Origin of the sequence: Sorangium sp. So ce426, from assembly GCF_051475585.1 — a bacterium.
GTDB classification, from domain to species: Bacteria; Myxococcota_A; Polyangia; order Polyangiales; family Polyangiaceae; genus Sorangium; species Sorangium cellulosum_B.
The window spans coordinates 111409-135840 of sequence record NZ_CP150341.1 but is presented as its reverse complement, the minus strand read 5'-3'; the positions used below and the strand labels follow the sequence as shown (position 1 = coordinate 135840).

The following is a 24432-nucleotide window of genomic DNA, read 5'->3' as shown; positions in this document are numbered from 1 at the left end:
TCATGTCCCGCATGAAGCCAGAGGAATTCCTCGACGAGCTCGACCGCAAGGTCGGTGAGCGCCTCGCCCACATCGGCGCAGTGGCCCGCGCAGCGGAGCCGGCGAGCGGCGTCGGCATCCCGGCGCTGCTCGCGACCGCGCTCAAGAAGGAGCTCGAGGCGACCGAGGAGGCTGCGCTCTGGCTCACCACCGAGACCGACGTGGAGGTGAAGCTCGCCCTCGCCCGCCAGTGCGGCGACGAGGCGAGGCACTACCGGCTCATCGCCGACCGGCTCCGCGCGCTCGGCGTCGACCCCGCCGCGATCCCGGCGAAGTTCGGGCCACCCACGCCGATGTTCGGGTACTTGAAGGGGCTCGGCTCCACGGTCGAGCGCGTCGCAGCGGGCCAGTTCACGCGGGAGGCGCTCGCGAAGGTGCACAACCAGGCGTTCATCGATTACTGCGAGTCGCAAGGCGACGCCGAGACCGCGCGCCTTTACCGCGAGGTCATCCAGCCGGACGAGGGCCATCACCACGAGATGGGCCGGCGGCTCCTCACGCGCCTCGCGGTCACCGAGGAGGCCCAGGCGCTCGCGCGCGCCGCCGCGATGCGCACGCTCGAGATCGCCGAGGAGCTCCAGGAGATCGCCCGCCTGAAGATGGGTATCTGCCGCGCGCCTGGGTGCTAGTGTTCAGGCACGGTCCTGACGGACCGCCACGATGCTCGATCCAGCCGCTCCGATGCGGTTCGCCGCTCTGACCGTCGACGTCCGGGCGTCGATCGCGAGCTAGCGTGTCGCGCTGTCGCGCAGAGAGAGCGACCAGGGCGGGAACAGCCGTTCGGGGGGCATTCGCGCATGTCTCGCGGCGTCCCGGCTGTTCGCGAGGCGCGTTCAGGGCACGGCGGTCTCGGCGTCGGTCGCGGTTCCGAGGCCTATATGCGGGATGGCCCGACATGCGAAAGCCATCGAATCCATGCACCCTCCAGATACCGAAGTTGCCGCCTTGTCGCGAGGCTTACTCGCGGCGAGAGGCGGCCAGCTGGGTCAAGGGGGGTTCTCATGATCAAGTTTCCGGGGGACAGATCGTTCCGGGAGGTGGCTCGGTTCACCCAGGATTGTGGTTCGATCTGCACGCACGCGGCGCAGTATTGCCTCGAGATGGGAGGCTCTCACGTGAGCGCACCGCACATGCGGCTGCTCCAGGACTGCGCCGACATCTGCGAGGCGACGTCGAAGCTCCTCCTGCGCAGCTCGCCGCAGATCACCCAGATGATGAGCGTGTGCGCGAGCCTCTGCGAACAGTGCGCGGCGAGCTGCGATAAGCTCACGGGTGATACGCAGATGAAGACGTGCGCTGACGAGTGCCGCCGCTGCGCTGCCGCCTGCCGGCAGATCTGAGCGCGGCGGAGACATGGTGTTCCTCCGGACCGGGAGCCGAGCAGCGGAGTAGCTCTCCTCGCCTTTGCGGATCGCCGCGCTCCTCCCGGCCAGAGCCCTCGCGCGCGCGGTGGCCCGTCGGCGCCGCGGTCGCGTGTGGTCCGAGGGCGGAGCGACGCCGACGGCGGCGGCGTTCTGGCTCCCCATGGTACCCTCGCGCGCATGCGTTATCGAAGGACCATGGGAGCCGCCGGGTTCGCTCTCCTGTACGCCGGGTGTGGCGGGGACGCGCCCGAGGCTGCGGTGCGCGCGGTGCGCGACCTGGGTGCGCTGGAGTTTGTCCCGGCGATTCGAGGGCGGGACGGCGGCTACAGCGCGCGGTGGGGCGACCGATCGGTGTGGGTGTTCGGCGACACGACCCTGGAGATGCCGGGGGAAGACGGAGCGCTGTGGAGGTCGAGCACCTTCTGCGCGACCGACGATCTGGATGCGTCGGATGGGCTCTCGTCGCTCACCGAGCCGCTCGACGCGGCCGGCGCGCCGCGGGAGTTCCTGCCGTTCACCAAGGAGGAGCTGGCGTTCAACCTCGCGCACTCCGACCCTCGGGCGGAGGAGACATGCCAGGAGGACTGCGGAGCGCGCTATGCGCTGTGGCCGGGCCCCATCGTCGTCGATGAGGCGGCTGGCCGTGCGCTCGTCTTCTACAGCAAGGTGACGGGGCGGCTCGGGGTGTTCGACTTCAACATGATGGGTTCGTCGATCGCGGTCTGGGAGGGCTTCGATGCGCCCCTCGCACGCCCGGAGGTGCGCCCGGGCGCTGCGGATCCGACGCTCCTCTTCGGTGCGGATGAGCCATCACTCACGTCGGCGGCGCTCGTCCGCGAGGGGATGATCTACGCTTACGCCTGCGCGTGCTCGGGTCTCACGTGTCCGTGCCTCGTCGCGCGAGCCGCGCTCGCGGAGGCAACGGAGCGCGACGCGTGGCGGTTCTTCTCGGACGGGCGCTGGGTGGAGGGTCATCAGGAGGCGGAGCCGGTCATGGCGGGGGCACCGATGATGTCGGTGCATTGGAACGAGCACGTCGGCAGGTACGTCGCGCTGTACAGCGAGCCGGTATCGTCGGAGATCTCGCTCCGGACGGCGCCGGCGCCGGAGGGGCCATGGTCGGACAGCGCGGTGGTTTTCACCGCCGAGGTCCCGCCTACCCCGGAGGCGTGGCCCTATGCCGGGCTCGTGCACGCGGAGCTCGCGCGGGAAGGAGGGCGGGTGGAGTACGTGACGTACTTCCGGGAGACGGGGTTCCTGGAGGGAGAGATCCGACTCGTCGAGCTGGAGCTCGAGTAGACGACCCGACCCAGACGACCCGACCCAGGTTGGGCCTGAGGCGACCCGACCCAGGTTGAGGCCTGCGGGTTGAGGCCTGCGCCGACCCGACCCAGGTTGAGGCCTGCGGCCTGCCGGAGACCGGCCGACCAGGTGAAGAGGGTCAGCTGAAAATGGTCGAATCGTTGAGACGACCTGGCTCGGTCGACCTCCGCCGTGAACCTAACCCGAATGGCCCCGGCCGGATCGCTCCATCGGTTGGGCAGGTCTACTTTACCGGCACCCGAGGTGCCATTCGCTCAGACGCAGCCAACCACAACCTTAACCCGGCTTCGCGCGAGCCCAGCGCGTCAATCCATCCCAGCGCCACGTGAACGCTGCCGCTCGCTTCACCTTCCCCAAACGGACCTTCCCCACGACGGCGCCTTAGCCCGCCCTGCTGTGGCGCTGTAACGCACCGCCGAGGTGCCTACATCGTGAGCACGACGTCCGCCACGCTGGCGCCATGATAGATGCGCATCCACCACGTCCCCGCCGGAAAGACGGCGCTTCGTACCCCGGCACGCCATCGTTCGAGCGCCGCACGGTATGACGCACGAAACGCTCGCACAGCGGCACCAGCGATTCGCCATGCATCGCCCTGGTTACGGCCGACGGCAAACGTCGGATTGCGATCGCGCAGCGCCTCGAAGCTCGTCGCGCGGCTGTAAGGGGAGACCGTACTGGCGGCTTTGATGCCCAATAATCGGGGCCCTTGCCGCTGCAACTCTGCATGGGCTTGCGCTTCCTGCTGCTCAAGCTCGGCCGCGATTTCACGGCGAAATCCTTCTGCGTTGTCGTGCTCGATGGCGGGTGGTAGCGCGAGCGAAAGCGTTACTTCCTCCGGCCACTGCCGATTCTCTGGATCGAGATACACGTCGGGACGCACTGCACGGAGCACGCCGCCGCCGAGCTCGCTCACATCCGACTTGGCCCCCGGCCACTGGTGCGCGTGGCGGACGAGGCCAGCGGCTACGGGGTTGGCGAGGACGTAGGCGATCTTCTCCACCGTAGCCGCGCGCGTCAGCAGCCGCACCACGCTCGTCGGTTCGTGGTCCCACACCGGTCCTTCCCACGTGCGGAGGACCTTCGTTCCAAGCGCAACGATGCGGTGGAAAAACTGCAAGAAGCGCGGCAAAACGCCTTGCACATCGGTCACGACGAGATGCAGATGCGTTGACATCGCGCAAAGAGCGTGGACTTCGATGCCAAATCGACGGGTCGAAACGGCGAGAGAGTAGATCAGGAACTGGGTGAGGGCAGCATCCGGGCGGAGAAGGAGATGCCGGCGCAGGACGCGGCGGGTGATGAGGTAGGTGGCGCCGGGAGTGATCTCACGAGGCTGGCTCATGGCCGGGCATATGAACAAATGCCGTACCAGGGATCGTGAGCAATGATTTCAATGACTTATGCCGACGCGACGGGTACGACGGGTGGCGGCCGCCAGGTGCTCCGCCACCTGGACCGCGGTCGCTGCGCCGGCTGCTAGCCTTGGCGCCATCGGTTGGGTAGCGGAACCTCCGGCTCACACAAACCGAGGCGCGCGCTCTGGGTGGGCACGCCCAACCTGGGTGCGGTCGCCTGGCCTCGACCACGATCACCTTAACCTGGGTGCGGTCGTGCCCCCCTCAACCTGGGTGCGGTCACCGCCTCAACCTGGGTGCGGTCACCGCCGAGGCGCTTTTTTCTGCCACCAGCCATCAGCTACCCTCCGCCTGTGGCAACGTCCGACAGGAGCCGCGCCGAGTACCAGCGGCGGGTCAACCGCGTGGTCGACTACATCCAGGCCCATCGCGCGGAGGACCTCTCCCTCGACACGCTGGCGGCTGTGGCGGCGTTCTCGCCGTTTCACTTCCACCGCGTGTTCAAGTCCATGACGGGCGAGAACCTCCGCGAGTTCATCCAGCGAACGCGCCTCGAGACCGCGGCGAGCCACCTCGTGCAGCGGCCGCGCGCCGACATCCTCGAGATCGCCCTCGAGAACGGCTTCAGCTCGGCGAGCGCCTTCGCGCGCGCCTTCAAGGAGCGCTTCGGCATGAGCGCCTCCGCGTGGCGCAACGGCGGCGCCACGGACGCGCGCAACGCGCGGCAAGCGGATCGCAAGCCGGGTCAAGTCGAGCGCAATCCGTGCAAAGCAGCGGCCTGCGCGCCCGACCAAGATGCCTCCTCGTCGGGCACGGATGCCCGCCAGGACGAGGAGGAGATCATGAACGTCACCGTGAAGACCCTGCCGAGCTACCACGTGGCCTATGTCCGAACCGTCGGCCCCTATGGCCCGGAAGGGAGCGTCGGCGAGGCCTGGCAGCGGCTCATCCGCTGGGCCAGCGCGCGCGATCTGTGGACCCCGGACCGCATCTGCCTCAGCATCGCGCACGACAACCCCAAGGTCACCGAGCCTGCCAAGTGCCGCCTCGACGCCGCCATCGTGATCCCGCAGGACTTCAAGGCGGACGGCGACGTCAACGTGACCGACATCGCCGGCGGCAAGTACGCCGCGGGCGCGTGGGTCGGCGACGCGCGCACGATCGGCTCTGCCTGGGACCAGCTCTTCGGGAAGTGGCTCCCTGAGAGCGGCTATCAGCCCGACCATCGGCCCTGCTTCGAGCTCTACCAGGGCGAGTTCCGCGATCCCAAGACCAACAACTTCCGCTGCGAGCTCTGCTTGCCGGTGCGCCCGCTCTAGCAGCTCCGAGCCCCAGGGAGCCCGGTCCTCCTGCCCGGGCTCCTGCACCGCCTCGCCGCGACGCTGGCGGGCGGCCGGGCCCCGGTCGCCTCGCCCCTCGCGCCGCCCTTCAGAGCCCGCCGTGGCCCACGCAAGCCATCGATATTACACGACTTTCATGAGAGAGCGGCGCCGCTCGCGTTTGACAGCCGGGGATCCTTGCACTAGGAGCCGACATGGCATTCATCTACGATGAGCCGAGCAGGACGTTTGGCGAGTACCTGCTCGTCCCGAATCTGACGACGAAGGACTGCGTCCCCTCGAACGTCGATCTCACGGCCCCTGTCGCCCGGTTCAAGGCCGATCCGGGCGCGACGCCGCCGGATCCGAGGCTCGCGCCGCTCACGATCAGCGTGCCGATCACCAGCGCGATGATGCAGTCGGTCTCGGGCGCCGAGCTCGCGATCGCGCTCGCGCGCTGCGGCGGCCTGTCGTTCGTGTACGGCTCGCAGGGCATCGAGGAGGAAGCCGCCATGGTGCGGCGCGTGAAGAACTACAAGGCCGGGTTCGTCGTGAGCGACTCGAACCTGCGCCCCGACGCGACGCTCGGCGACGTCCTCGCGCTCACCGATCGCACGGGCCACTCCACGATTGCGATCACCGAGGACGGCACGCCCACGGGCAGGTTCGTCGGCATCATCACGAGCCGCGACTACCGGCTCGGCAAGACGCCGCTCAGCACGCCGGTGCGCGAGATCATGACGCCGTTCAAGTCGATCCACTGCGGCAAGGTCGGCCTCGATCTGCAGGAGGCGAATGAGCTCATCTGGCGTCACAAGCTCAACACCCTGCCCGTCATCGATGAGCGACAGCACCTCCAGTACCTGGTGTTTCGCAAGGACTACGAGTCGCACCAGGCGCACCCGCTCGAGAACGTGGATCACGAGAAGCGCCTCATCGTCGGCGCCGGCATCAACTCCCGCGACTACAGAGAGCGCGTGCCGGCGCTCGTGGAGGCGGGCGCCGACGTGCTCTGTATCGACTCGTCGGACGGCTACTCCGAGTGGCAGGGCGACACCATCGCCTTCGTGAAGTCGCTCGGCAAGCCGGCCTATGTCGGCGCCGGCAACGTCGTCGATCGCGAGGGCTTCCTCTACCTGGTCGAGGCCGGCGCCGACTTCGTCAAGGTCGGCATCGGCGGCGGCTCGATCTGCATCACGCGCGAGCAGAAGGGGATCGGCCGCGGCCAGGCGTCGGCCGTGATCGAGGTGGCCAAGGCGCGCGACGAGTACTTCCAGCGGACCGGCGTCTACGTGCCGATCTGCTCCGACGGCGGCATCAGCCAGGACTACCACATCACCATCGCCCTCGCGATGGGCGCCGACTTCGTCATGATGGGCCGCTACTTCGCGCGCTTCGACGAGTCGCCCGGGCGAAAGGTCCGCGTGAACAACCAGTTCATGAAGGAGTACTGGGGCGAAGGGAGCAACCGTGCGCGCAACTGGCAGCGCTACGACCACGGCGATACCAGCAAGAAGAAGGATCAGCTCGAGTTCGAGGAGGGCGTCGACAGCTACGTGCCGTACGCCGGCAAGCTGAAGGACAACCTCGACGTCACCCTCGCCAAGGTGCGCTCGACGATGTGCAACTGCGGCGCCACCTCGCTGCGCGACCTGTACATGCGCGCGCGCCTGACCGTCGCGTCCGCGGTGAGCATCCACGAGGGCGGCGTCCACGACGTGATGCTGAAGGACACGCGCGGCAACACGCGCGAGCCCTGAGCCACGCAGGCCGGCCGCGCCGGCCGTCGCTCTAGCGCCCCGGGGCGCACGCTCCGGTCGACGAAGCGAGCCCTCGTGTCGCGCCCCCGTCCACCTGCCGAGCGGCGGCGCGCCACGCGCGCTGTCAGCCGCCGAGGAGCGCGCGGGTGCGCTGCTCCGCGCGGCGCCCCTCGGCGGCGAGCCGCTCGACGAAGCGCTCGACGATCGGATTGCGCCGGAAATTCTCGCGCGTCATCAGCTCGACGGGCAGCGGGTCGACCTCCGCGATCTCGACGTCGAGCCGCGAGCGCGCCACGTCGGTCAGCGCGAGCGCCGGCGCGAGGCCGATGCCGAGCCCGCCGGAGACGTACGAGACGAGGAGCGACACGCTCGACACGTCGATCGTCGAGATGGGCCGGATCCGCTCGCGATCCAGGTACGCGTCGAGCATCCGCCGCCCCACGCTGCCGGGCGCCAGCCGGAGCAGCGGCTCGTGCCGGAGCCGCTCGCGCAGCGCCGGCGCCGAGCCCTTGAGCCGCGGCCCCACCCAGAGGAACGGCTGCACGAACAGCGGCTGCTTCACGAGATCGCCGCCCGCCGAGGACGCCGACGCGAGGCCCAGATCCACCTCGCCGCGCTCCACCCCCCGCGCGGCGTCGACCGAGTTCGCCGTCGTGATCGCGAACCGCACGGGCGCGCGCTTCTCGAGCATCTGGCGGATCACCGGCACGAGCAGCCCCTTGCCGAGGTAGTCGCTCGCCGCCACGCGCAGGGTCGTCGACGGCTCCCCCGCCAGCTCCGAGAGCAGCTCGAACACCCCCTCCGCCTGGTCGAACAGCCGCGTGATCGCGCCGAGCACCGCCTCGCCGGCCGGGCTCAGCCGCACGCCGCGCCCGTCGCGCTCGAACAGCGCCACCCCGAAGCGCTCCTCTACCCGGCGCACCTGCTGGCTGATCGCCGACGGCGTCTTGTGCAGCCGCCGCGCCGCCTCGGCGACCGAGCCCGACCGGGCCACCATCAGCACGTCCTCGAGCGCGGGGAGCAGCGACGCGTCCATGTAGCTTTACTTAATCGATCGTGAAAAAAGTTTCATTCGACTTAATCCTCTCGCGCCCGCATAGTCATGCCGCCCGCCCGACGTTGCACCGCCAGACCGGCGGCGGCCGGCCGCCTTCGAGGGAGGCGCGCTGGCGCGCCCCGGCGCCGGCGTCGGCGTCGGGCCGGTCCGCTTCGCTTCGCACGCCGTCCCCTTCACCCCCCTTCACCCGATTCCAGCGCACCGCGAGAGGCCATCATGGGTAAGAGTCTCTATGACAAGGTTTGGGACCTCCACAAAGTCCGCACGTTGCCGAGCGGCGAGGACCAGCTCTTCATCGGCCTTCACCTGATCCACGAGGTGACGAGCCCCCAGGCGTTCGGGATGCTCCGCGATCTCGGCCTGCGGGTGAGCATGCCCGAGCGGACGTTCGCGACCCTCGATCACATCGTCCCGACCGACAACCGCAAGCGGCCGTTCAAGGACACGCTGGCCGAGGGGATGGTCGACGCGCTCAAGAAGGCGTGCACCGAGCAGGGCGTCACGTTCTTCGATCTCGAGTCGGGGAAGCAGGGCATCGTGCACATCATCGGCCCGGAGCTCGGCCTCACGCAGCCGGGCATGACGATCGCGTGCGGCGACTCGCACACGTCGACGCACGGCGCGTTCGGCGCGATCGCGTTCGGGATCGGGACGACGCAGGTGCGCGACGTGCTCGCCACGCAGACGCTGAGCCTCCAGCGGCTCAAGGTCCGGCGGATCCAGGTGGAGGGCAAGCTCGGGCCGGGCGTCTACGCGAAGGACATCATCCTCGAGATCATCCGCCGGCTCGGCGTGTCCGGCGGCACGGGCTACGCGTACGAGTACGGCGGGTCGACCATCGAGGGGTTCTCGATGGAGGAGCGGATGACCCTGTGCAACATGTCGATCGAGGGCGGCGCCCGGGTCGGCTATGTCAACCCGGACCAGGCGACGTTCGAGTACATGAAGGGGCGTCCGTACGCGCCGAAGGGCGAGGCGTGGGAGGAGGCGCTCCAGTACTGGCGCTCGATCGCGTCGGACGAGGCCGCGCGTTACGACGACGTCGTCCGGATCGACGCGAGCGAGATCGCGCCGACGGTCACCTGGGGCATCACGCCGGGGCAGGCGATCTCGGTGAAGGAGAAGGTCCCGGCGGCCGAGGACGTGGCGAACGAGTCCGAGCGGGCGCTGATCCGCGAGGCGCTCGAGTACATGCGGCTCGAGGGCGGCAAGCCGATCGAGGGGACGAAGATCAACGTGGCGTTCATCGGGAGCTGCACGAACGGGCGCCTCTCGGATTTCCGGGAGGTCGCGCGGCGCATCCAGGGGCACAGGGTCGCGCCGCACGTGCGCGCGCTGGCCGTCCCGGGGTCGATGGAGGTGGCGCGCGCGGCCGAGGCCGAGGGGCTGGATCGGGTCTTCCGCGAGGCGGGCTTCGAGTGGCGCGAGCCGGGCTGCTCGATGTGCCTGGCGATGAACCCCGACAAGCTCATCGGGGATGAGCTGTGCGCCTCCTCGTCCAACCGCAACTTCAAGGGCAGGCAGGGGAGCCCCACCGGGCGCACCGTGCTCATGAGCCCGGTGATGGTCGCGGCGGCCGCCGTCCGCGGCGAGATCGCCGACGCTCGTGACGTGTTCGGAATCTGACGACGCTCGCACCCGAGGGAGATCCCAATGGCACTCGATTTGATTCAATCCGTCACCGGTCGCGCCGTTCACGTTCCGGGGGACGACATCGACACGGACCGCATCATCCCGGCGCGCTTCCTGAAGTGCGTCACCTTCGACGGCATCGGCGAGCACCTCTTCCGGGACGTGCGCTTCGACGAGCGCGGCGAGAAGCGGGAGCACCCGCTGAACGACCCGCGCTTCGCGGGGGCCACGGTGCTGATCGCGGATCGCAACTTCGGCTGCGGGTCGTCGCGCGAGCACGCGCCGCAGTCGATCGCGAAGGCGGGTTTCAAGGCCGTCATCGCCGAGAGCTTCGCCGAGATCTTCTTCGGCAACTCGACGACGCTCGGCATCCCCTGCGTCTCGGTGAGCCGCGAGGACCGCGCCGCGCTCGTGGCGCGCGTGAACGCCGACCCGACGACCCCGGTCACGGTCGACCTGCAGGAGCAGGTCGTCCGGGCGGGGAGCGATCTCACGGTGCCCTTCACGATCAAGCCGGGCGCGCGCGAGTCGCTGATCCGGGGCACCTGGGATCCGATCGCCCAGCTGCTCGAGGGGGCCGCGGAGGTCCGGCAGGTGGCGGCGCGGCTGCCCTACGTGCGGCCCGCCTCCGCGCAGTAGCTCCGCGCTCGATCGGGGCGCTGCCCCAACCTGGGTCGCGCGAGCACCTCAACCTGGGTCGAGCACCTCAACCTGGTTCGCTATCCCGACCCGGGTCGCCTCCGCCCCCGCGAACCTCCGCGAACCTCAACCTGGATCGGGTCATCCCAGCCGAACCCCGACCAGGATCGCGCGCGAACCTCAACCTGGGTCGGGTCATCCCAGCCGAACCTCAACCTGGGTCGGGTCATCCCAGCCGAGCCTCAACCTGGGTCGGGTCACCCCCACGCCCATGCCCACGAGCACCTCAACCTGGGTCGGGTCATCCCCACGCCCATGCCCACGAGCACCTCAACCTGGGTCGGGTCATCCGGGGTCGGGGCATCCAAACCTCAACCTGGGTCGGGTCATCCCCCATCCTTCCATCCGCTTGCCTGCCGCCCCCCCCGTGGCGCCGGTTGGCTCAACGTGACACGTAGGCAGCGCTCCACGTCACACTGTGGCCCTGTCTCGCTGTGAGGCTGCGCGCAGCGGGCGCCGCGCGTCCGCGAAAAGCCGGCCGATACGCGTCGGTCCGTGCGGCCGGCGGCGCCACCGAGCAGGCGGACGCGCCTGGCATGTCCAGTGCTTTATCTCTACGCGAGCTCTCCGAGTCGGCGCTGAGACGCCGCGCGCAGCAGCGCTCGCATGCCGCGACGCAGAGCCATCGTTCCTTGATCGCGTGTCTCGCACAGGCACGCAGGATGGAGTACCCCCCATGCGTTTCGCGATCTTCTCCTCTCTTATCTCGCGTTCGTCAGCCGCTCGCTCCTCTCTCCAGGGTCTGATTGCGCTCTCCGCGCTCGTTGTGCTCACCGGCGCCAAGGGGCAGGGCTGTGGGGGCGTGGACGAGCCATCACCGCCGCCAGAGCCCGACTGCGGACCTGGCTTTCACTGGGAGACGGTCTGTTCACCGTGCGAGATCGGCGAGATGTGCGAGGAGCAGTGTGTGCCCGACAGCATCTGTCCTCCTGACTGGAGCGAGCAGACCATCTGCAGCGGCGGCACCGCCTCTTCGGGCCAGGGTGGCTTCGCCGGCGGCACCGCCATCCCCGTCGATCCGGGCCAGTGCTGGACCGAGTGCATCCCGCCGCGGCCGTACTGCCCGCCGGGCACGATCGAGCAGACCGTGTGCGGCGGCACCACCACGGTCGGCGTCGGCGTCGGCGGCACCGGCGGCTGGGACGCTGGCGGCATGCCCATGCCGTCCGAGCCGTGCTGGACCGAGTGTGTGCCCGTCGGGCCCTATTGCCCGCCGGGCAGCACCCTGCAGACCTTCTGCGACGAAGGCACCACCGTTACCAGCAGCAGCGCCGGCGTCGGCGGCTCGGGTGGCTGGGCGGGCACTGCCGGCGCCGATGCGGGCGCGAGCCGGCCGTACCCCGGCGGCGGCTGCTGGACCGAGTGCGTGCCCACCGAGCCCTACTGCCCGCCCGGCACCACCCCGCAGACTTACTGCGACGGCGGCTCCTCCGTGACCAGCAGCAGCGTCGGCGTCGGCGGCTCGGGCGGCTGGGCGGGCACCGGCGGCGCTGGCGGCGCCGGCGGCGCTGGCGGCGCTGGCGGGGGCATCGGCGGCTCCGATCCGGGCTTCGCCGCGCCGCGCCCCCCCGGCGGCAGCTGCTGGACCGACTGCGTGCCCACCGAGCCCTACTGCCCGCCGAACAGCATCCCGCAGACCGTCTGCAGCGGCAGCGCCGTCTCGGTCGGCAGCTCGGGCAGCACCGGCACCGGCTACGGCGGCGCCGGCGGCGCCAGCCCGTACCCCGGCCAGGAGTACTGCTGGACCGAGTGCGTGCCTGTCGAGCCCTACTGCCCGCCGGGCACGACCCAGCAGACCATCTGCGAAGACGGCGAGCCCGTGCCCGGCACGAGCAGCAGCGGCACCGGCATGGGCGGCATGCCCTACCCCGGCGGCGGTTGCTGGACCGAGTGCGTGCCCACCGAGCCCTACTGCCCGCCGAACAGCATCCCGCAGACCGTCTGCGGCGGCGGCAGCTCCGTCTCTGTCGGCAGCTCCGGCAGCACCGGCACCGGCGCGGGCGCCATGCCCTACCCCGGCGATTGCTGGACCGAGTGCGTGCCCGTCGAGCCCTACTGCCCCCCGGGCATGATCGAGCAGAAGGTCTGCTCCGGCGAGAGCAGCAGCAGCAGCAGCAGCACCGGCACCGGCATGGGCGGCGCCGACGCGTACCCGCCCGGCGATTGCTGGCTCGAGTGCGTGGAGGGAGCCACCTGCCCCCCCGGCGCGATCATCCGGACGATCTGCGAGGAGCCGAGCGGCGGAGGCGCCGGCGGCCCGGTCTGCCGGACCGAGTGCGTCCTGATGCTGCCGTGACGCGACGGACGCGGGCGATCCCCCCGACCGCGGGAGGTTTCGCGAGCGAAACGCCGCCGCCCGTGCCCTGGAGCGCCGCCGCTCCGATCGAATGACGAAGGCGCCGGGAGCGCCAGGGGAAGCACGACCCCCTGGCGCTCCCGGCGCGTCGGCGTTCCAGGACGGCGCCTCCCCGGCGTTGCGCGGCCCCGGCGTCAGCCCGCGCGCGACCCGACCGGAGGCGCCTTCGCGTACCTGAACCCGAACGCCCACGCCGGGAACACCGTGGCCGCGAAGCCCGCGCCGAGCCCGTAGAGGACCTCGTCGAGCGGCACGCCGAGCAGCGCCCTCCCCGGCAGCAGCACGCTGGGCCGCCACGTGCGCTCGAACACGCCGGGCACGAGCGCCGCGAAGACGAGGCACAGGCCGAGGTAGAGCGCCGCCGACAGGAGCGCTCCGAGCAGGCCCGGCACGAGCAGATCGCGGCGCGCCCCGACGAGCGCCGCCGCGAACGCCGCCATCGTCGCCACCGCGGCGTAGAGGACGGGCACCCCCGCCGCGACCAGCGCCCAGGCCGCGGCGAGCGCGAGCGCGATCACCGCCGCGGCCCGCAACCACGGTCGCGCCCCCGCGCGGAACCACGGTCGCGCGCGCGGCGCGCCCTGCGCCGCGCAGGGCACCGGCGCGCGGCGGAACACAACGGCATAGACGGTCGAGGAGAATCCGCTGAGCCCGACGACGAACAGCACGTCCTCGATGCCGAACCCGATCCGATCGGCCAGGTCGAACACGAACTTCGGAGCCCAGTACCTCGGGTAGAACAGCCGCTCGGTCGCCGCGAACGGCAGCGAGGCGAGCGCCATCCGCTTCATCAGGGGGCGCAGATCCGGGCGCGCGAGCCAGATGACGCCTCCTGGCAGGAGGAAGAGCAACGAGAGCAGCAGGAACTCGTGCGACATCGCGCCCTCGCTCCTCAGCGCGCGGCGAGGGCGATGACGGTCGAGCCGACCAGCGACAGCGTCGCCGCGCCCGCCGCCGCGACCCGGACCAGCAGCAGGCGCGAGCCCGGCGGCGCTGGCCGGGCCAGCAGCACGACGAGCGCCGCCGCCGCCGGCGCGAGCAGGCCCGCCCCCGGGCTCAGGCCCACAGCGCCCAGGCCGACCGGCGCGAGCGCGAGCGAGAGCCCGTTCAGGAGGACCACACACCGGGCCGCCCGCTCTCCGCCCACGCGCACGGGCAGCGTCCGCTTGCCGCTCGCGCGATCCGAGGGCTCGTCCGGGAGCGCGGTGGCGATCGCGCAGCCGAGGTGGCTCGGCAGCAGGAACGCGAGCAGCGCGAACGGGAAGCGCGCCGGGTCGCCCCCCTGGGCGATGTAGCCGTAGAGCGGCAAGACCGCGCCGACGCCGACCATCTGGAGCAGCTCCCCGCCGCCGCGGTACGACAGGCGAAGCGGCGGGTAGCTGTAGGCCCAGAGCAGCACGAGCGCCGCGATCGCCAGGAGCACGAGCAGCGGCGCGGCGGCCGTCGCCAGCGCCGCGGCGAGCGCCGCCGAGACGGCCACGAGCGCCGCGGCGCACACGACGGCCGCGGCGCCGAGCGCGCGGGGCGAGAGGCGCCCCTCGACCAGCACGCGCGAGCCGCCCGAGAAGGGCGTGGCGGTCCGGTTGCGGCGATCGGTCTCCTGGTCGGCGACGTCGTTCGCGTAGACGATGAAGAGCTGGTCCAGCAGGCCGAACAGCTGGACCGCCGCGAGCGTCCCCACGTCGAGCGGTCGGCCGGCGGCCCGCGCGCCGACGAGCTGCCCGAGCAGCAGCGGGAGCGCGATGCTCGGCTGCGAGGCCAGCCGCGACGCATCGAGCCACGCCCGAAGCGCGCCCGGCCGGGCGCTCATCGCCCCTCGCCCCGCGACAGGCCGAGGCGATCGGCCAGCTTGGCGCGCAGATCGGTGAAGGGGAGGTCCCAGCGGCGCTCGCCGTCGAGGCGCCAGGCCTTGAGCGGGATCAGGTCGACCTGGGCGAGCAGGCAGTGGAGCTGCGACTCCTCGGGCGGCTCGCGGATGAACGAGAAGGGGTTGCGGTACTCCCGGCCGTTCAGCTGCGAGTACTTGCGGTCGTTGCTGGCCACGAGTTCGACGAGCGCCCGCTGCCGGCCGTCGAGGTAGTCGAAGAACGAGACGTCGAAGGGCCCGATGCCCGCGCGCTCCTCCGGCTTGCGCATCACCCAGCGAGCCCAGTCGTAGCCGTAGAGGAAGTCGTGCGCGTAGCGGAAGCGCAGCTTCGACTTGTTGCCGAAGCCCAGGCAGAGCGACACAACGCGGCGGGCGAAGTCGCCGATCGCGGGCGCGCTCCCGGCCTGCCACAGGCAGCAGGCCAGGTAGTCGAGATCCCAGAAGATGTTGTCGGGGAAGTTGTCGGCGACCGCGCAGATCACCTCGCCGAGCCCGCGGGCAAAGGCGCGCGCCCGCTCGGCGTCCTCGCTGCCGTTCGCGATCTGCTCGACCAGGGCGACGGGGGTGGGCGCGCACGGCCGGTCCGGCGCGACCGAGGCCCGCGCGCCCAGGAGGGGCGTGAGGCGCGCGAGCGCGTCGCGCTCCTCCGGGGGGATGACCGCGACGCCCGTCATGTCGGCCCTCCCCCGGCGCGGAGCCCTGCGGCGAGCACGGCCGCCGACAGGGCGGCGATGCCCCACTGGATCGCGCGGTGGAGCTCGCGCTTGTAGGCCGCCTGCGCGGCGAAGGCGTTCGTCACCGCCTCGGGGCTCTTCTCGAGGAGCCGCGCCCTGAAGAAGAGCGCCACGGCCGCCGCCGGCGCGACCGACCAGAGCGGCGGCGCGTCCTCGGCGAGGAGGGACGCCGCGAGCCAGAGGAGCGGGCCGAGGCCGGCGAGGGCCTCGGTGACCCGGCGCGTGGCCGCATTGCCGAGCAGCGCGGCCACGGTGCGCTTGCCGCCGGCGCGGTCGCTCTGCTCGTCGGACAGGCCGCTGGCCAGCGCGCTCGCCAGCGCGAGCAGGAGCAACCCCGGCAGGAGCGCGACGAGCCACGCCGGCGCCAGCACGCCGCACTGGGCATACGCGTGCAGCACGGGGAGCACGCCGCCGACGCCGGCCATCTCGAGGAGCTCGCCGCCGCCGCGGTAGTTGAGCCTGATCGGCGGCAGCGTGTACGCGACGAAGACGAGCTGGCCGAGCGCGGCCAGGGGAAACAGCAGCGGGCGATCGAGCGCGACGCCCGCCCCCCAGGCCATGAGCAAGGCGGAGACACCGGCCCCGAGCCCGGCGAGCAGGAGGGCCTTGGCGGGAAGGATGCCGTCCGGGATGGTCTTCGGCGAGCAGCCATCCGGGAACATGCGCCGCTTGAGGGCGTCCACCTCGCGATCGCCCCAGTCGTTCAGGAGCACGACGAAGGCGACGTCGGCCATCATCCACAGCGCGCCGAAGGCGAGGGCCCCCGCGGACAGCCCGCCTGCGACGGCCGCGCCCACCGCGTGCCCGTAGGCGGCCGGGACGAGCACCTTGGGCCAGCTCGCGGGTTTGAGCGCGTACGCCCACCGCGCTCCAGGGCTCATCGACTCGAGGCGCATGGATCAGCTCCCCCTGCTGCTAGCACAAGAACATCCACGCCCAGCGGCTACATGAGCCCGTCCGGAAAACGGACCGCCTTTCCGCCGGGCACGGCAGCGTTTCCTTCGACGCCGATCTGAGCCACCTTACTTCCCCCCGACAGCCTCCCCACGCGACCCAGTGCGGCACGTCCTCCTCCCCTCCCCGAGCCTGGCCGGCGCGCTCCTGCCGCGCGCCCCCGCGCAGCGCCACGAGCCCGCGCGGAGGCGCGCGTGACCGCCGACGCGACCCGGCCGCGCGGCGCGCGGGAGCTCGCGGATGAGCCCGCTCGCCGCCGCATCCGCGACGATCTGCGGACGACGCTCGTCGTCGAGGCCGCCGCGGGCACCGGCAAGACCACCGCGCTCGTGTCGCGGATCGTCGCCGTGCTGCGGAGGGCGCCCGAGGAGGGCGGCGGGACGCTCGATCGCATCGTCGCGGTGACCTTCACGGAGAAGGCGGCCGGCGAGATGAAGCTGCGCCTCCGGGCCGAGATCGAGCGGGCGCGCAGCGACCCGGGCGCAGGCCCGGCGGAGCGCGCGCGGCTCGACGAGGCGCTCGCGCACCTGGAGGCGGCGCGCATCGGGACCATCCACTCCTTCTGCGCCGACCTCCTGCGCGAGTGGCCGGTCGAGGCGCGCGTCGACCCGCTGTTCCAGGTGGCGGCCGCGGATCAGGCCGAGGCGCTCTTCGACCAGGCCTTCGACGCCTGGTTCCAGCGCACCCTGAACGATCCACCCGAAGGCGTGCGGCGGATCCTGCGCCGGCGCCCGCGCGACGGCGCGCAGGGCCCGCGCGACCTGCTCCGGAGCGCGGCGTGGAGGCTCGCCGAGCACCGCGACTTCACGCGCCCCTGGCGGCGCGATCCGTTCGACCGCGAGCGCGCCATCGACGAGATCCTGGACCGCCTCGCGGCGCTCGCGGACCTGGGCGCCGAGGCCGACCGAGAGGGCGACTACCTCGCGCAGAGCCTCCGGAACCTCGACCGCTACCTCGCGGAGCTTCGCCGCCGCGAGGAGGTGACGGGCGGGCGCGACCACGACGGCCTGGAGGCCGAGCTCGGCGACGTCGCGCGCTGGAAGGAATGGCGCTGGAAGGGCTCGGGCAAGGCGTTCGGCGGGGATCTCACGCGCGCCGAGGTGCTCGCGCAGCGCGACCGCGTGAAGGTCGAGCTCGACGCCGTGCTCACGGCCGCGAGCGCCGATCTCGCCGCCTGCCTCTCGCGCGAGCTCCGGCCGCCGATCGAGGCGTACGACGCGCTCAAGGCCCGCGCAGGCAAGCTCGACTTCCTCGACCTGCTCCTCTGCGCCCGGGACCTCCTCCGATCGAGCCGCGGCGTGCGCGAGGAGCTCAACCTCCGCTTCTCGCACCTCTTCGTCGACGAGTTCCAGGACACCGACCCGCTCCAGGCGGAGATCCTGCTCCTGCTCGCGGCCGACGCTCTCTCCGAGGCCGACTGGACGCGGGCGCGCCCGGTGCCCGGCAAGCTCTTCGTGGTCGGCGATCCGAAGCAGTCGATCTACCGCTTCCGCCGCGCCGAGGTCGCGCTCTACGAGGCGACCAAGGCCCGGCTCGTCGCGTGCGGCGCGAGCGTCCTGTACCTGTCGACGAGCTTCCGCAGCGCCCCGTCGATCCAGGAGGCCGTCAACGCGGCGTTCGCGCCGCTGATGCAGGGAGGCACCGCCGAGGGCGAGCGCGCGGCGACCCAGGCGCGGTACGTCGCGCTCGAGCGGTTCCGGGACGATCCGCCGGAGCAGCCGACGGTCATCGCGCTCCCGGTGCCGCGGCCTTACGGCGACTTCGGCAAGATCTCCGATTTCCGTGTGCGGCAGTCGATCCCGGACGCGGTCGGCGCCTTCGTCCACCACCTCATCCACGGCGGCGCCGGCGCGGCGCTGGACGGTGGCGGCGCGCGGCGCTGGACGGTGACGGAGCGCGAGCGCCCGGGCCAGCGGGTGCCGCTCGAGGCGCGGCACATCTGCCTTTTGTTCAAGCGGTTCCAGACGTTCGGGGAGGACGCGACCCGCGCCTACGTGCGGGCGCTCGAGGCGCGGCGCATCCCGCACGTGCTCGTGGGCGGGCGGTCGTTCCACGATCGCGAGGAGGTGATGGCGGTGCGGAGCGCGCTGCTCGCGATCGAGTGGCCGGACGACGAGCTCAGCGTCTACGCGACGCTGCGCGGGCCCCTCTTCGCGCTGACGGACGACGTGCTCCTGCTCTACCGCGACCGGTTCCGGCGCTTGCACCCGCTGTTTCAGCCGCCCGACGACGGGGCGCTCGATCTCGCGGTGGAGGGCGGCGCGCGGCCGCTCCGCGAGGTCGCGGAGGCGCTCGCGGTGCTCGGCAGGCTGCACCGCGAGCGCAACCGGCGGCCGATCGCGGACACCCTCGGCGGGCTCCTCGACGAGACGCGCGCGCACGCGGGCATCGCGATCTGGCCGACGGGGGAGCAAGCGCTCGCGAACGTGCTGCGGGTGATGGATCTCGGGCGGCGCTTCGAGGCGGCCGGCGCGACGTCGTTCCGCGCGTTCGTGGAGCGGCTCGAGCTCGACGCCGAGCGGGGTGAGGTCGCGGAGGCGCCGGTCGTCGAGGAGGGGACGGAGGGGGTGCGGATCATGACGGTGCACCGGGCCAAGGGGCTCGAGTTCCCGGTGGTGATCCTGGCGGATCCGGCGTCGCCGGCGGTGCACCAGCTCCCGTCGCGGCACGTGGATCCGGAGCTCGGCCTGTGGGCCGAGCCGATCGCCGGCTGCGTGCCCGCGGAGCTCGTCGAGCGCCGCGACGAGGTGCTGCGCCGCGATCGCGAGGAGGCGGTGCGGCTCGCGTACGTGGCGGCCACGCGGGCGCGCGAGCTCTTGGTCGTGCCCGCGGTGGGCGACGCGCGCCCGGGCGACGGCACGAGCGACGGCTGGCTCGACGTGCTCCACCCGGTGCTCTACCCGGCGCCGCGCGAGCGAAGGAGCCCTCGGCGCTGCGAGGACCTCGGCTGCCCTCCGTTCGGGACCGACACGGTGCTGGAGCGCCCGGCGCGGTGCGAGGCCGACGAGCGGGACGCGGTCGCGCCGGGGGAGCACGCGCCGATGGCCGGATCGCACCGCGTTGTGTGGTGGGATCCTGGCGCGCTGGATCTGGATCGCGAGCCGGAGGCGGGGCTGCGGCAGCAGCGGATCCTGCAGGCGGACGCGAGCGGCGTGGCGGCGGGCACCGGGGTCATCGGAAGCGCCGGGGCGACGGCGAGCGCCGTGCTCGGAGGAGAGCTCGGGCAGCGCGGGCACGAGGCATGGCAGGAGGCGCGGCAGCGGGCGATCCTGGACGGCGCGGTGGCGGCGTTCCGCGTGAAGACCGCGACGGAGATCAGCCACGAGGCGGCGGATGCGGCAGCGGCGGCGGATGCGCAGACGAGCGGCAGCGGGGCGGCGCGGGGAGAGCGGGCGGACGCGCTGCCGGTGATCTCGTTCGAGCAGACGGAGATCGCGCGCGAGGGCCGGCCCTACGGCAAGCGGTTCGGGACGCTGGTGCACGCGGTGCTGGCCGAGGTGGACCTCCGGGCGGGCGAGGACGAGGTGCGGACGGTGGCAGCGGCGCAGGCGCGGATGCTCGGGGCGCCGGCCGAGGAGGTCGACGCGGCGGTCTCGGCGGCGGTGGCGGCGCTCGATCACCCGCTGCTCCGGCGCGCAGCGGAGAGCGCGGCCCGCGGCGCGTGCGAGCGGGAGACGCCGCTGCTCCTGCGGCTCGAGGACGGGACGATCGCCGAGGGCATCGTCGACCTCTCGTTCCGCGAGAGCGTGGGCGACGTGGGGATCTGGACCGTTGTCGATTTCAAGACGGGCTCCGACGCGGGCACGGCGCACGCGGCGCAGGAGGCGCAGGTGCGGCTTTACGTGCAGGCGATCGCGGAGGCGACGGGCGAGAGGGCGAGAGGGGTCGTGCTCAGGGTGTGAGGGGCGCCGCCGGACGCAGAGGGAAGCCCGTGGGTGGCGCGTCGCAGGAAGCCCGTGCGGTAGTACGATGGGTGCCATGGGTTCGACAGCGACAGCGGAGATCCTCCGACCTGAGCCGATGACGCTGGAGCAGTGGGCCGACCTGGAGGAGGACCAGCCGGGTGAGCTTCTGGACGGTCGTCTCGTGGCGGAAGAGGTGCCGACGACGCTGCACGAAGCGGTGGTCAGCTGGCTGATCGAGGTGCTGCGCGGATGGGCCCGACCGCGGGGCGGCTGGGTGTTCGGCTCGGAGTACAAGCTCGGTGTCTCGGCGCGACGCGGGCGCAAGGCCGACGTGTGCATGTACGCCCCGGGCGCGCCTCTCCGCGGCCGCGATGCGCTCTCCCGGATCCCCCCGACCGTGGTGGTCGAGGTGCTCTCGCAGCGGCCGCGCGACGTGCGGCGCGATCGGATGGAGAAGACTTTCGAGTACGCCCGCTTCGGGGTGCGCTGGTACTGGCTCGTGGATCCGGACGCGCAGCTCTTCGAGCTGTACGAGCTCGGCCCTGACGGGTACTACGTGCAGCGGTTGCCCGCCTCGGAAGGGAAGGTGCGCGTACCGGGGCTGGACGGGCTGGAGCTCGATCTGGATGCGCTGTGGGCCGAGGTGGCGCCGCTCCTGGACGACGACGAGCCGGAGCGGGGCGAGAGCGGCGACAGGTGAGCCGGGGGCATCAGGCCTCTCCGACGGTTCCGTCGGGATTGTGGACGGCTGCCGCGACCCCGAAGCCGGAGCTGCATGCGGGTCGGGCGATCCGGTCCGGGAGCTCCTCGCGAAGCTCGCGGCCGAGACGCGGGACCCGAGCGGATTCCGAATCGAATTCGTATGCCTCACTCCCCACACGCGGATCACGACCGAGGGCTCGTGAGGCTCCTGGGCGCCGCGGCGAAGTTCTGGCCATCGAGGCCGCCAGCGCGAGCAGGTGAGGCTCTACGTTCAGGCGATCGCGAAGGCGACGGGCGAGAGGGCGAGAAGGGTGGTGCTCAGGGTGTGAGGGGCGCCAGCGCCAAGCGCCTGCGATAGGCGGCTCAGTTCGGCTCCCACACCGTACGGATCCTGAACTTCCGCGTCGGGAAGGCGCTGCCATTGCCGGTTCGGGCGGTGGCGACGACGCGGTAGCTGTGGGTGGCCACAAAGGGCGTATAGAACTTGAGTCCATGGCTGAGACCGACGTTGCAGCCGCTGCCGGCGACGTACTGGCCGCGTCTCTGCGCCATCTCCACGGGGACCATCACCCCGTCATCCTCGTGGTACAGGGTAGCAGCCATGTACAGATCGCGGCACGCCTCCGGGTCCGTCGGCAGGGTGTCCGCCCAATCCACGTACGTATTCAGCTCGTGGTTGGGACCGGGCGCCGCAGGGAAACCGGCCTCGTAGCCGACGACGTCGACCGCCTGGCTCTTGTAGCAGCCCGTCGTGGTGTACGTCTGCGGCGAGTAGTAGTTGTATCCACCGATATAGGTCGTCACCGGAGCGACGGTGGCGCACGTCGCCTCGCTGTACGCCTGCTCCACCTCGGCGACGTCCTCGTCGCCCGGATCGACCCCGTCGACCTGATCGTCCTGCATCTCCACGGCGCACCCCGTGGCGGCCATCGCGACCATCGAAGCGAATAGACACCCCACCGCGGCATAAGTTCGGCTCATCGTGCCACTCTCCATGTGTAAAGCGTATGAGTACGGCGTCTCGACATTCATCGGGGGGACCGCGGAGCTCATGCTGCGCTGGTTCACCCAGCCAGAGGAGTGGAGGCGAATCGCCTCTTCAGCAGCGCATTCCCTCGCCCGGCTCATCGTCGCCGCAGGGGCGCTTCGCAACAGAGATGCCAGCCCGGCCCCCTCTGCTTCAACGTCGTCACCGAGCCCCCGAGCCCGGACCGGCGCAGCTCCTCGACACGAGAAATCCAGCCCGATGCGAGCTCCTCGCGTCGCGCCAGAAGCCGGAGCGCTGCCCGCGCGAGCAGCTGCAACGTCGTGACATGTCACGCCACGGACCGTGACATGTCACGCCACGGACCGTGACATGTCACGCAGCGGGTCGTGGGCGCCGGGGTCCGGCGGGCGCTCACCGCCGGCCGGGGGTCCGCACGAACCGCTCGTCGTCCACGGCGGTGGGGAAATCCTCGGCGTCGACGTGCTTGTACAGGCCGCCGTCGCGGATCTCGTAGCGCATGTACACGACGGGCTCCTCGATGGGCTCCTCGACTCCATCCTGCAGGATGCGGGTGTACTCGAGCGCGATGTGGCCACGCTCGGTGTCGTACGAGGTGACGCGCGCGTAGAGGTCACGCGGAGCGCCCATGTACGGAAAGCGGAGGTGGAAGCTCGTCGCGCTCAGCTCGAGGAGCGAGCCGTCATCCTCGCTGACCCACGTGCCCACGAAGGGCAGGCGCTGTGTCTCGTCCCTCCGGGACTCCGGCTCATCCGCCGCCGGCCTGGGCTCGGGCGCGCCAGGGCGCGCGGGAGGAAGCACGAGCTCGACCGGGGCAGCGGCCCCAGACGACAGCTGAGCTGGCGAGGGACCGCAGCCGATGGTGTAGAGCGTCGCGAGCGCAAGGGCGGCGCAGGTCGCGCACAAGCCACGTTGGTGCATAGGACGAGTCTACACCCGAGCGGCGGAGGTCGGCCCCCTCGACGCGCGATGTACGGCGGGCGCCGGCGCCGCTCGGCGCCAGCACGGGAAAGCCTCTCCGAGGAGCCCGGCGTTCCTCGCACCGGAGCGCATCCCGTGACACAATCACGGCCCGTGAGCGCTCTCCTCGCCGTCATCGAGCGGTTTTACGATGCCGTCCCTCGCTGGCGCGCTGACGCAGAGGATCACGGACCGCTGACTCTCTTCGTTCGCCGCGGCGACGGCTGGCCCTACTATGCCCGCCCCGCCCTCGGCCATCCCGGCCCCGTATCGGTCGAGGACGTGGCCGCGGTGCGCGCGCGCCAGCGGCAGCTCTCGATCCCGGAAGCGTTCGAGTGGGTGCTGGAGACCACCCCTGGGCTCGACGCCACGGCCGAGGCGGCCGGCCTGCACGTCCGGCGCTGCCCGCTGCTCGTGCTCTGCGGCGAGCCCCACCAGACGCCTTTGCCAGAGGACGTCTCGCTCTCGATCCTCACCGCCCAAGACCCGGATCTCGCCGCCGTGCAGGCCGTCGCGCACGTCGCCTTCGGCGCGCTCGACACCGCGGTCGGTTCTGCGGGACCGGCCGAGCGGGAGGCCGCCGCGGCCGTGCTCCCGGCGGGACAGGCGGCCGCATGGCACGCGTCGCTGATCGAGGGGACGCTCGTGCACGCGGCCGCTCGGGGCCGCGAGGGAACGCTCGCTGGTCCGCTCTGCATCGGCAGCTACCAGCACGTGCGGGACGTCGCCGAGATCGTCGGCGTGGGGACGCTACCGGCGGCCCGGCGGCGCGGCCTCGCCGCCGCGGTCACCGCGGTCCTGGCCCGCCACGCCCTGGACGCCGGGATCCGCACCGTGTTCCTGTCCGCGCAGAACGACCACGTCGCGCGCGTCTATGAGCGGGTCGGGTTCCGGCGCGTCGCCACCGCCTGCGTCGCCGAACCGCCCGCGCGAGCCGAGAGCGGCAACGTCCTCGAGACGTGACGCAGCGCCATACCGCGGCGCCGATCAGCCAGGGCCGACGTGGTAGTCCGGCCCCTCTTCTCCAGGCAGGATCTCTGTGTGGACGACCGACGCGTCCCGCAGATGCGCCACCGCCCCGAGCTCGGCATCGCGGCGATACGCCGAGAAGGCGTGTTCGCCCGGAAAGGTGACGATGTGAATCTCCTTGAAGGTGAGCCCAGCGCCGTCGGGCGCGGTCACCACGGTCCGCTCGATCGCGCCGCCGTACCGCGCCATCACGGCCGCGGCCCTCCTCTCATACGCGCGGAACGCGTCGAGCGCCTCGCACCGCACCGTGAGGATCACGACCAGCGTCACGGGAACACCCGCTCCTTCACGCCACCGCACAGCACAAAAGAAAAAGAGCGCCCATTCGACGGTGGGGGGGAGACCGTCACGGGCGCTCTGCCCTACAT

General features: G+C 71.6%; 20 protein-coding genes and 1 CRISPR repeat array. Of the genes, 11 read left to right on the top strand and 9 right to left on the bottom strand.

Translation table 11 applies throughout. From position 1 onward, the window contains the following. Positions 1–11: 11 nt before the first annotated feature. The 3 genes from WMF44_RS00530 (at position 12) to WMF44_RS00520 (ending at position 2702) form a co-directional block, all read left to right on the top strand. Positions 12–668 (top strand): ferritin-like domain-containing protein, encoded by a 657-nt coding sequence (locus WMF44_RS00530; protein WP_437297158.1) that lies wholly within the window; start codon positions 12–14, stop codon positions 666–668. Positions 669–1040: 372 nt separating this feature from the next. Beyond that, the gene (locus WMF44_RS00525; protein ID WP_437297157.1) at positions 1041–1379 is read left to right on the top strand and encodes a four-helix bundle copper-binding protein; all 339 of its coding nucleotides are present in this window, start codon (positions 1041–1043) and stop codon (positions 1377–1379) included. A gap of 201 nt (positions 1380–1580) precedes the next feature. Further along, positions 1581–2702, top strand: a complete 1122-nt coding sequence (locus WMF44_RS00520; protein WP_437297156.1) for a DUF4185 domain-containing protein — start codon at positions 1581–1583, stop codon at positions 2700–2702. A 448-nt stretch (positions 2703–3150) separates the two neighbouring features. Here the strand turns inward: WMF44_RS00520 and WMF44_RS00515 are convergent, their stop codons facing one another. Further along, positions 3151–4071 carry a transposase gene (locus tag WMF44_RS00515; RefSeq protein WP_437297155.1) on the bottom strand — a complete coding sequence of 307 codons (921 nt, stop codon included), beginning with the start codon at positions 4069–4071 and terminating at the stop codon, positions 3151–3153. Between the two features lie 366 nt (positions 4072–4437). Here WMF44_RS00515 and WMF44_RS00510 point away from each other — a divergent pair, with 366 nt between their 5' ends. Continuing rightward, positions 4438–5403, top strand: coding sequence for an AraC family transcriptional regulator (locus WMF44_RS00510; RefSeq protein ID WP_437297154.1), 966 nt, complete (start codon positions 4438–4440; stop codon positions 5401–5403). Between the two features lie 215 nt (positions 5404–5618). Beyond that, positions 5619–7163 (top strand): IMP dehydrogenase, encoded by a 1545-nt coding sequence (locus WMF44_RS00505; protein WP_437297153.1) that lies wholly within the window; start codon positions 5619–5621, stop codon positions 7161–7163. Positions 7164–7287: 124 nt separating this feature from the next. Here the strand turns inward: WMF44_RS00505 and WMF44_RS00500 are convergent, their stop codons facing one another. Next, the gene (locus tag WMF44_RS00500) at positions 7288–8199 is read right to left on the bottom strand and encodes a LysR family transcriptional regulator (RefSeq protein ID WP_437297152.1); all 912 of its coding nucleotides are present in this window, start codon (positions 8197–8199) and stop codon (positions 7288–7290) included. A gap of 237 nt (positions 8200–8436) precedes the next feature. Here WMF44_RS00500 and leuC point away from each other — a divergent pair, with 237 nt between their 5' ends. The 3 genes from leuC (at position 8437) to WMF44_RS00485 (ending at position 12847) form a co-directional block, all read left to right on the top strand. Continuing rightward, the gene (gene leuC / locus WMF44_RS00495) at positions 8437–9846 is read left to right on the top strand and encodes a 3-isopropylmalate dehydratase large subunit (protein ID WP_437297151.1); all 1410 of its coding nucleotides are present in this window, start codon (positions 8437–8439) and stop codon (positions 9844–9846) included. A 27-nt stretch (positions 9847–9873) separates the two neighbouring features. After that, the gene (gene leuD / locus WMF44_RS00490) at positions 9874–10491 is read left to right on the top strand and encodes a 3-isopropylmalate dehydratase small subunit (protein WP_437297150.1); all 618 of its coding nucleotides are present in this window, start codon (positions 9874–9876) and stop codon (positions 10489–10491) included. A 123-nt stretch (positions 10492–10614) separates the two neighbouring features. Continuing rightward, positions 10615–10884: direct repeats of the CRISPR family, unit length 25 nt; unit sequence ACCTCAACCTGGGTCGGGTCATCCC. Between the two features lie 343 nt (positions 10885–11227). Further along, positions 11228–12847 (top strand): hypothetical protein, encoded by a 1620-nt coding sequence (locus WMF44_RS00485; protein WP_437297149.1) that lies wholly within the window; start codon positions 11228–11230, stop codon positions 12845–12847. Between the two features lie 194 nt (positions 12848–13041). On the opposite strand, the gene WMF44_RS00480 is transcribed toward WMF44_RS00485, so the two are convergent. From WMF44_RS00480 to WMF44_RS00465, 4 genes are read right to left on the bottom strand one after another with little or no spacing between them, the layout of a single operon-like run. Continuing rightward, complete coding sequence (locus tag WMF44_RS00480; protein ID WP_437297148.1) at positions 13042–13785, bottom strand: lycopene cyclase domain-containing protein; 744 nt, start codon at positions 13783–13785, stop codon at positions 13042–13044. Between the two features lie 14 nt (positions 13786–13799). Further along, positions 13800–14717, bottom strand: coding sequence for a prenyltransferase (locus WMF44_RS00475; protein WP_437297147.1), 918 nt, complete (start codon positions 14715–14717; stop codon positions 13800–13802). Then, positions 14714–15448 (bottom strand): ferrochelatase, encoded by a 735-nt coding sequence (locus tag WMF44_RS00470; RefSeq protein ID WP_437297146.1) that lies wholly within the window; start codon positions 15446–15448, stop codon positions 14714–14716. Before WMF44_RS00470 ends, WMF44_RS00475 begins: the two co-directional genes overlap by 4 nt. After that, positions 15445–16404 (bottom strand): prenyltransferase, encoded by a 960-nt coding sequence (locus tag WMF44_RS00465; protein WP_437297145.1) that lies wholly within the window; start codon positions 16402–16404, stop codon positions 15445–15447. The genes WMF44_RS00470 and WMF44_RS00465 overlap by 4 nt, the downstream gene beginning before the upstream one ends. A gap of 252 nt (positions 16405–16656) precedes the next feature. On the opposite strand from WMF44_RS00465, the gene WMF44_RS00460 reads away from it, so the two are divergent. After that, positions 16657–20364, top strand: a complete 3708-nt coding sequence (locus WMF44_RS00460; protein WP_437297144.1) for a UvrD-helicase domain-containing protein — start codon at positions 16657–16659, stop codon at positions 20362–20364. 76 nt (positions 20365–20440) lie between these two features. Next, the gene (locus WMF44_RS00455) at positions 20441–21067 is read left to right on the top strand and encodes a Uma2 family endonuclease (protein ID WP_437297143.1); all 627 of its coding nucleotides are present in this window, start codon (positions 20441–20443) and stop codon (positions 21065–21067) included. A gap of 365 nt (positions 21068–21432) precedes the next feature. Here WMF44_RS00455 and WMF44_RS00450 read toward each other — a convergent pair whose 3' ends face one another. After that, complete coding sequence (locus tag WMF44_RS00450; protein ID WP_437297142.1) at positions 21433–22050, bottom strand: hypothetical protein; 618 nt, start codon at positions 22048–22050, stop codon at positions 21433–21435. Between the two features lie 418 nt (positions 22051–22468). Then, entirely contained in the window at positions 22469–22996 is a 528-nt protein-coding gene (locus tag WMF44_RS00445; protein ID WP_437297141.1) for a hypothetical protein, read from the bottom strand. A gap of 153 nt (positions 22997–23149) precedes the next feature. Between WMF44_RS00445 and WMF44_RS00440 the strand changes: the two genes are divergently transcribed. Further along, positions 23150–23998, top strand: a complete 849-nt coding sequence (locus WMF44_RS00440) for a GNAT family N-acetyltransferase (RefSeq protein ID WP_437297140.1) — start codon at positions 23150–23152, stop codon at positions 23996–23998. 24 nt (positions 23999–24022) lie between these two features. Here WMF44_RS00440 and WMF44_RS00435 read toward each other — a convergent pair whose 3' ends face one another. Next, a complete protein-coding gene (locus WMF44_RS00435; RefSeq protein ID WP_437297139.1) occupies positions 24023–24334 on the bottom strand; it encodes a hypothetical protein in 312 nt (103 codons plus the stop codon). Positions 24335–24432 lie beyond the last annotated feature (98 nt).

Bases quoted from the DNA above. Each gene is read 5' to 3' on its own strand.
- WMF44_RS00530 (WP_437297158.1), top strand. From the start codon at position 12: ATGAAGCCAGAGGAATTCCTCGACGAGCTCGACCGCAAGGTCGGTGAG.
- WMF44_RS00525 (WP_437297157.1), top strand. From the start codon at position 1,041: ATGATCAAGTTTCCGGGGGACAGATCGTTCCGGGAGGTGGCTCGGTTC.
- WMF44_RS00520 (WP_437297156.1), top strand. From the start codon at position 1,581: ATGCGTTATCGAAGGACCATGGGAGCCGCCGGGTTCGCTCTCCTGTAC.
- WMF44_RS00515 (WP_437297155.1), bottom strand. From the start codon at position 4,071: ATGAGCCAGCCTCGTGAGATCACTCCCGGCGCCACCTACCTCATCACC.
- WMF44_RS00505 (WP_437297153.1), top strand. From the start codon at position 5,619: ATGGCATTCATCTACGATGAGCCGAGCAGGACGTTTGGCGAGTACCTG.
- WMF44_RS00500 (WP_437297152.1), bottom strand. From the start codon at position 8,199: ATGGACGCGTCGCTGCTCCCCGCGCTCGAGGACGTGCTGATGGTGGCC.
- leuC (WP_437297151.1), top strand. From the start codon at position 8,437: ATGGGTAAGAGTCTCTATGACAAGGTTTGGGACCTCCACAAAGTCCGC.
- leuD (WP_437297150.1), top strand. From the start codon at position 9,874: ATGGCACTCGATTTGATTCAATCCGTCACCGGTCGCGCCGTTCACGTT.
- WMF44_RS00485 (WP_437297149.1), top strand. From the start codon at position 11,228: ATGCGTTTCGCGATCTTCTCCTCTCTTATCTCGCGTTCGTCAGCCGCT.
- WMF44_RS00480 (WP_437297148.1), bottom strand. From the start codon at position 13,785: ATGTCGCACGAGTTCCTGCTGCTCTCGTTGCTCTTCCTCCTGCCAGGA.
- WMF44_RS00475 (WP_437297147.1), bottom strand. From the start codon at position 14,717: ATGAGCGCCCGGCCGGGCGCGCTTCGGGCGTGGCTCGATGCGTCGCGG.
- WMF44_RS00470 (WP_437297146.1), bottom strand. From the start codon at position 15,448: ATGACGGGCGTCGCGGTCATCCCCCCGGAGGAGCGCGACGCGCTCGCG.
- WMF44_RS00465 (WP_437297145.1), bottom strand. From the start codon at position 16,404: ATGCGCCTCGAGTCGATGAGCCCTGGAGCGCGGTGGGCGTACGCGCTC.
- WMF44_RS00455 (WP_437297143.1), top strand. From the start codon at position 20,441: ATGGGTTCGACAGCGACAGCGGAGATCCTCCGACCTGAGCCGATGACG.
- WMF44_RS00450 (WP_437297142.1), bottom strand. From the start codon at position 22,050: ATGAGCCGAACTTATGCCGCGGTGGGGTGTCTATTCGCTTCGATGGTC.
- WMF44_RS00445 (WP_437297141.1), bottom strand. From the start codon at position 22,996: ATGCACCAACGTGGCTTGTGCGCGACCTGCGCCGCCCTTGCGCTCGCG.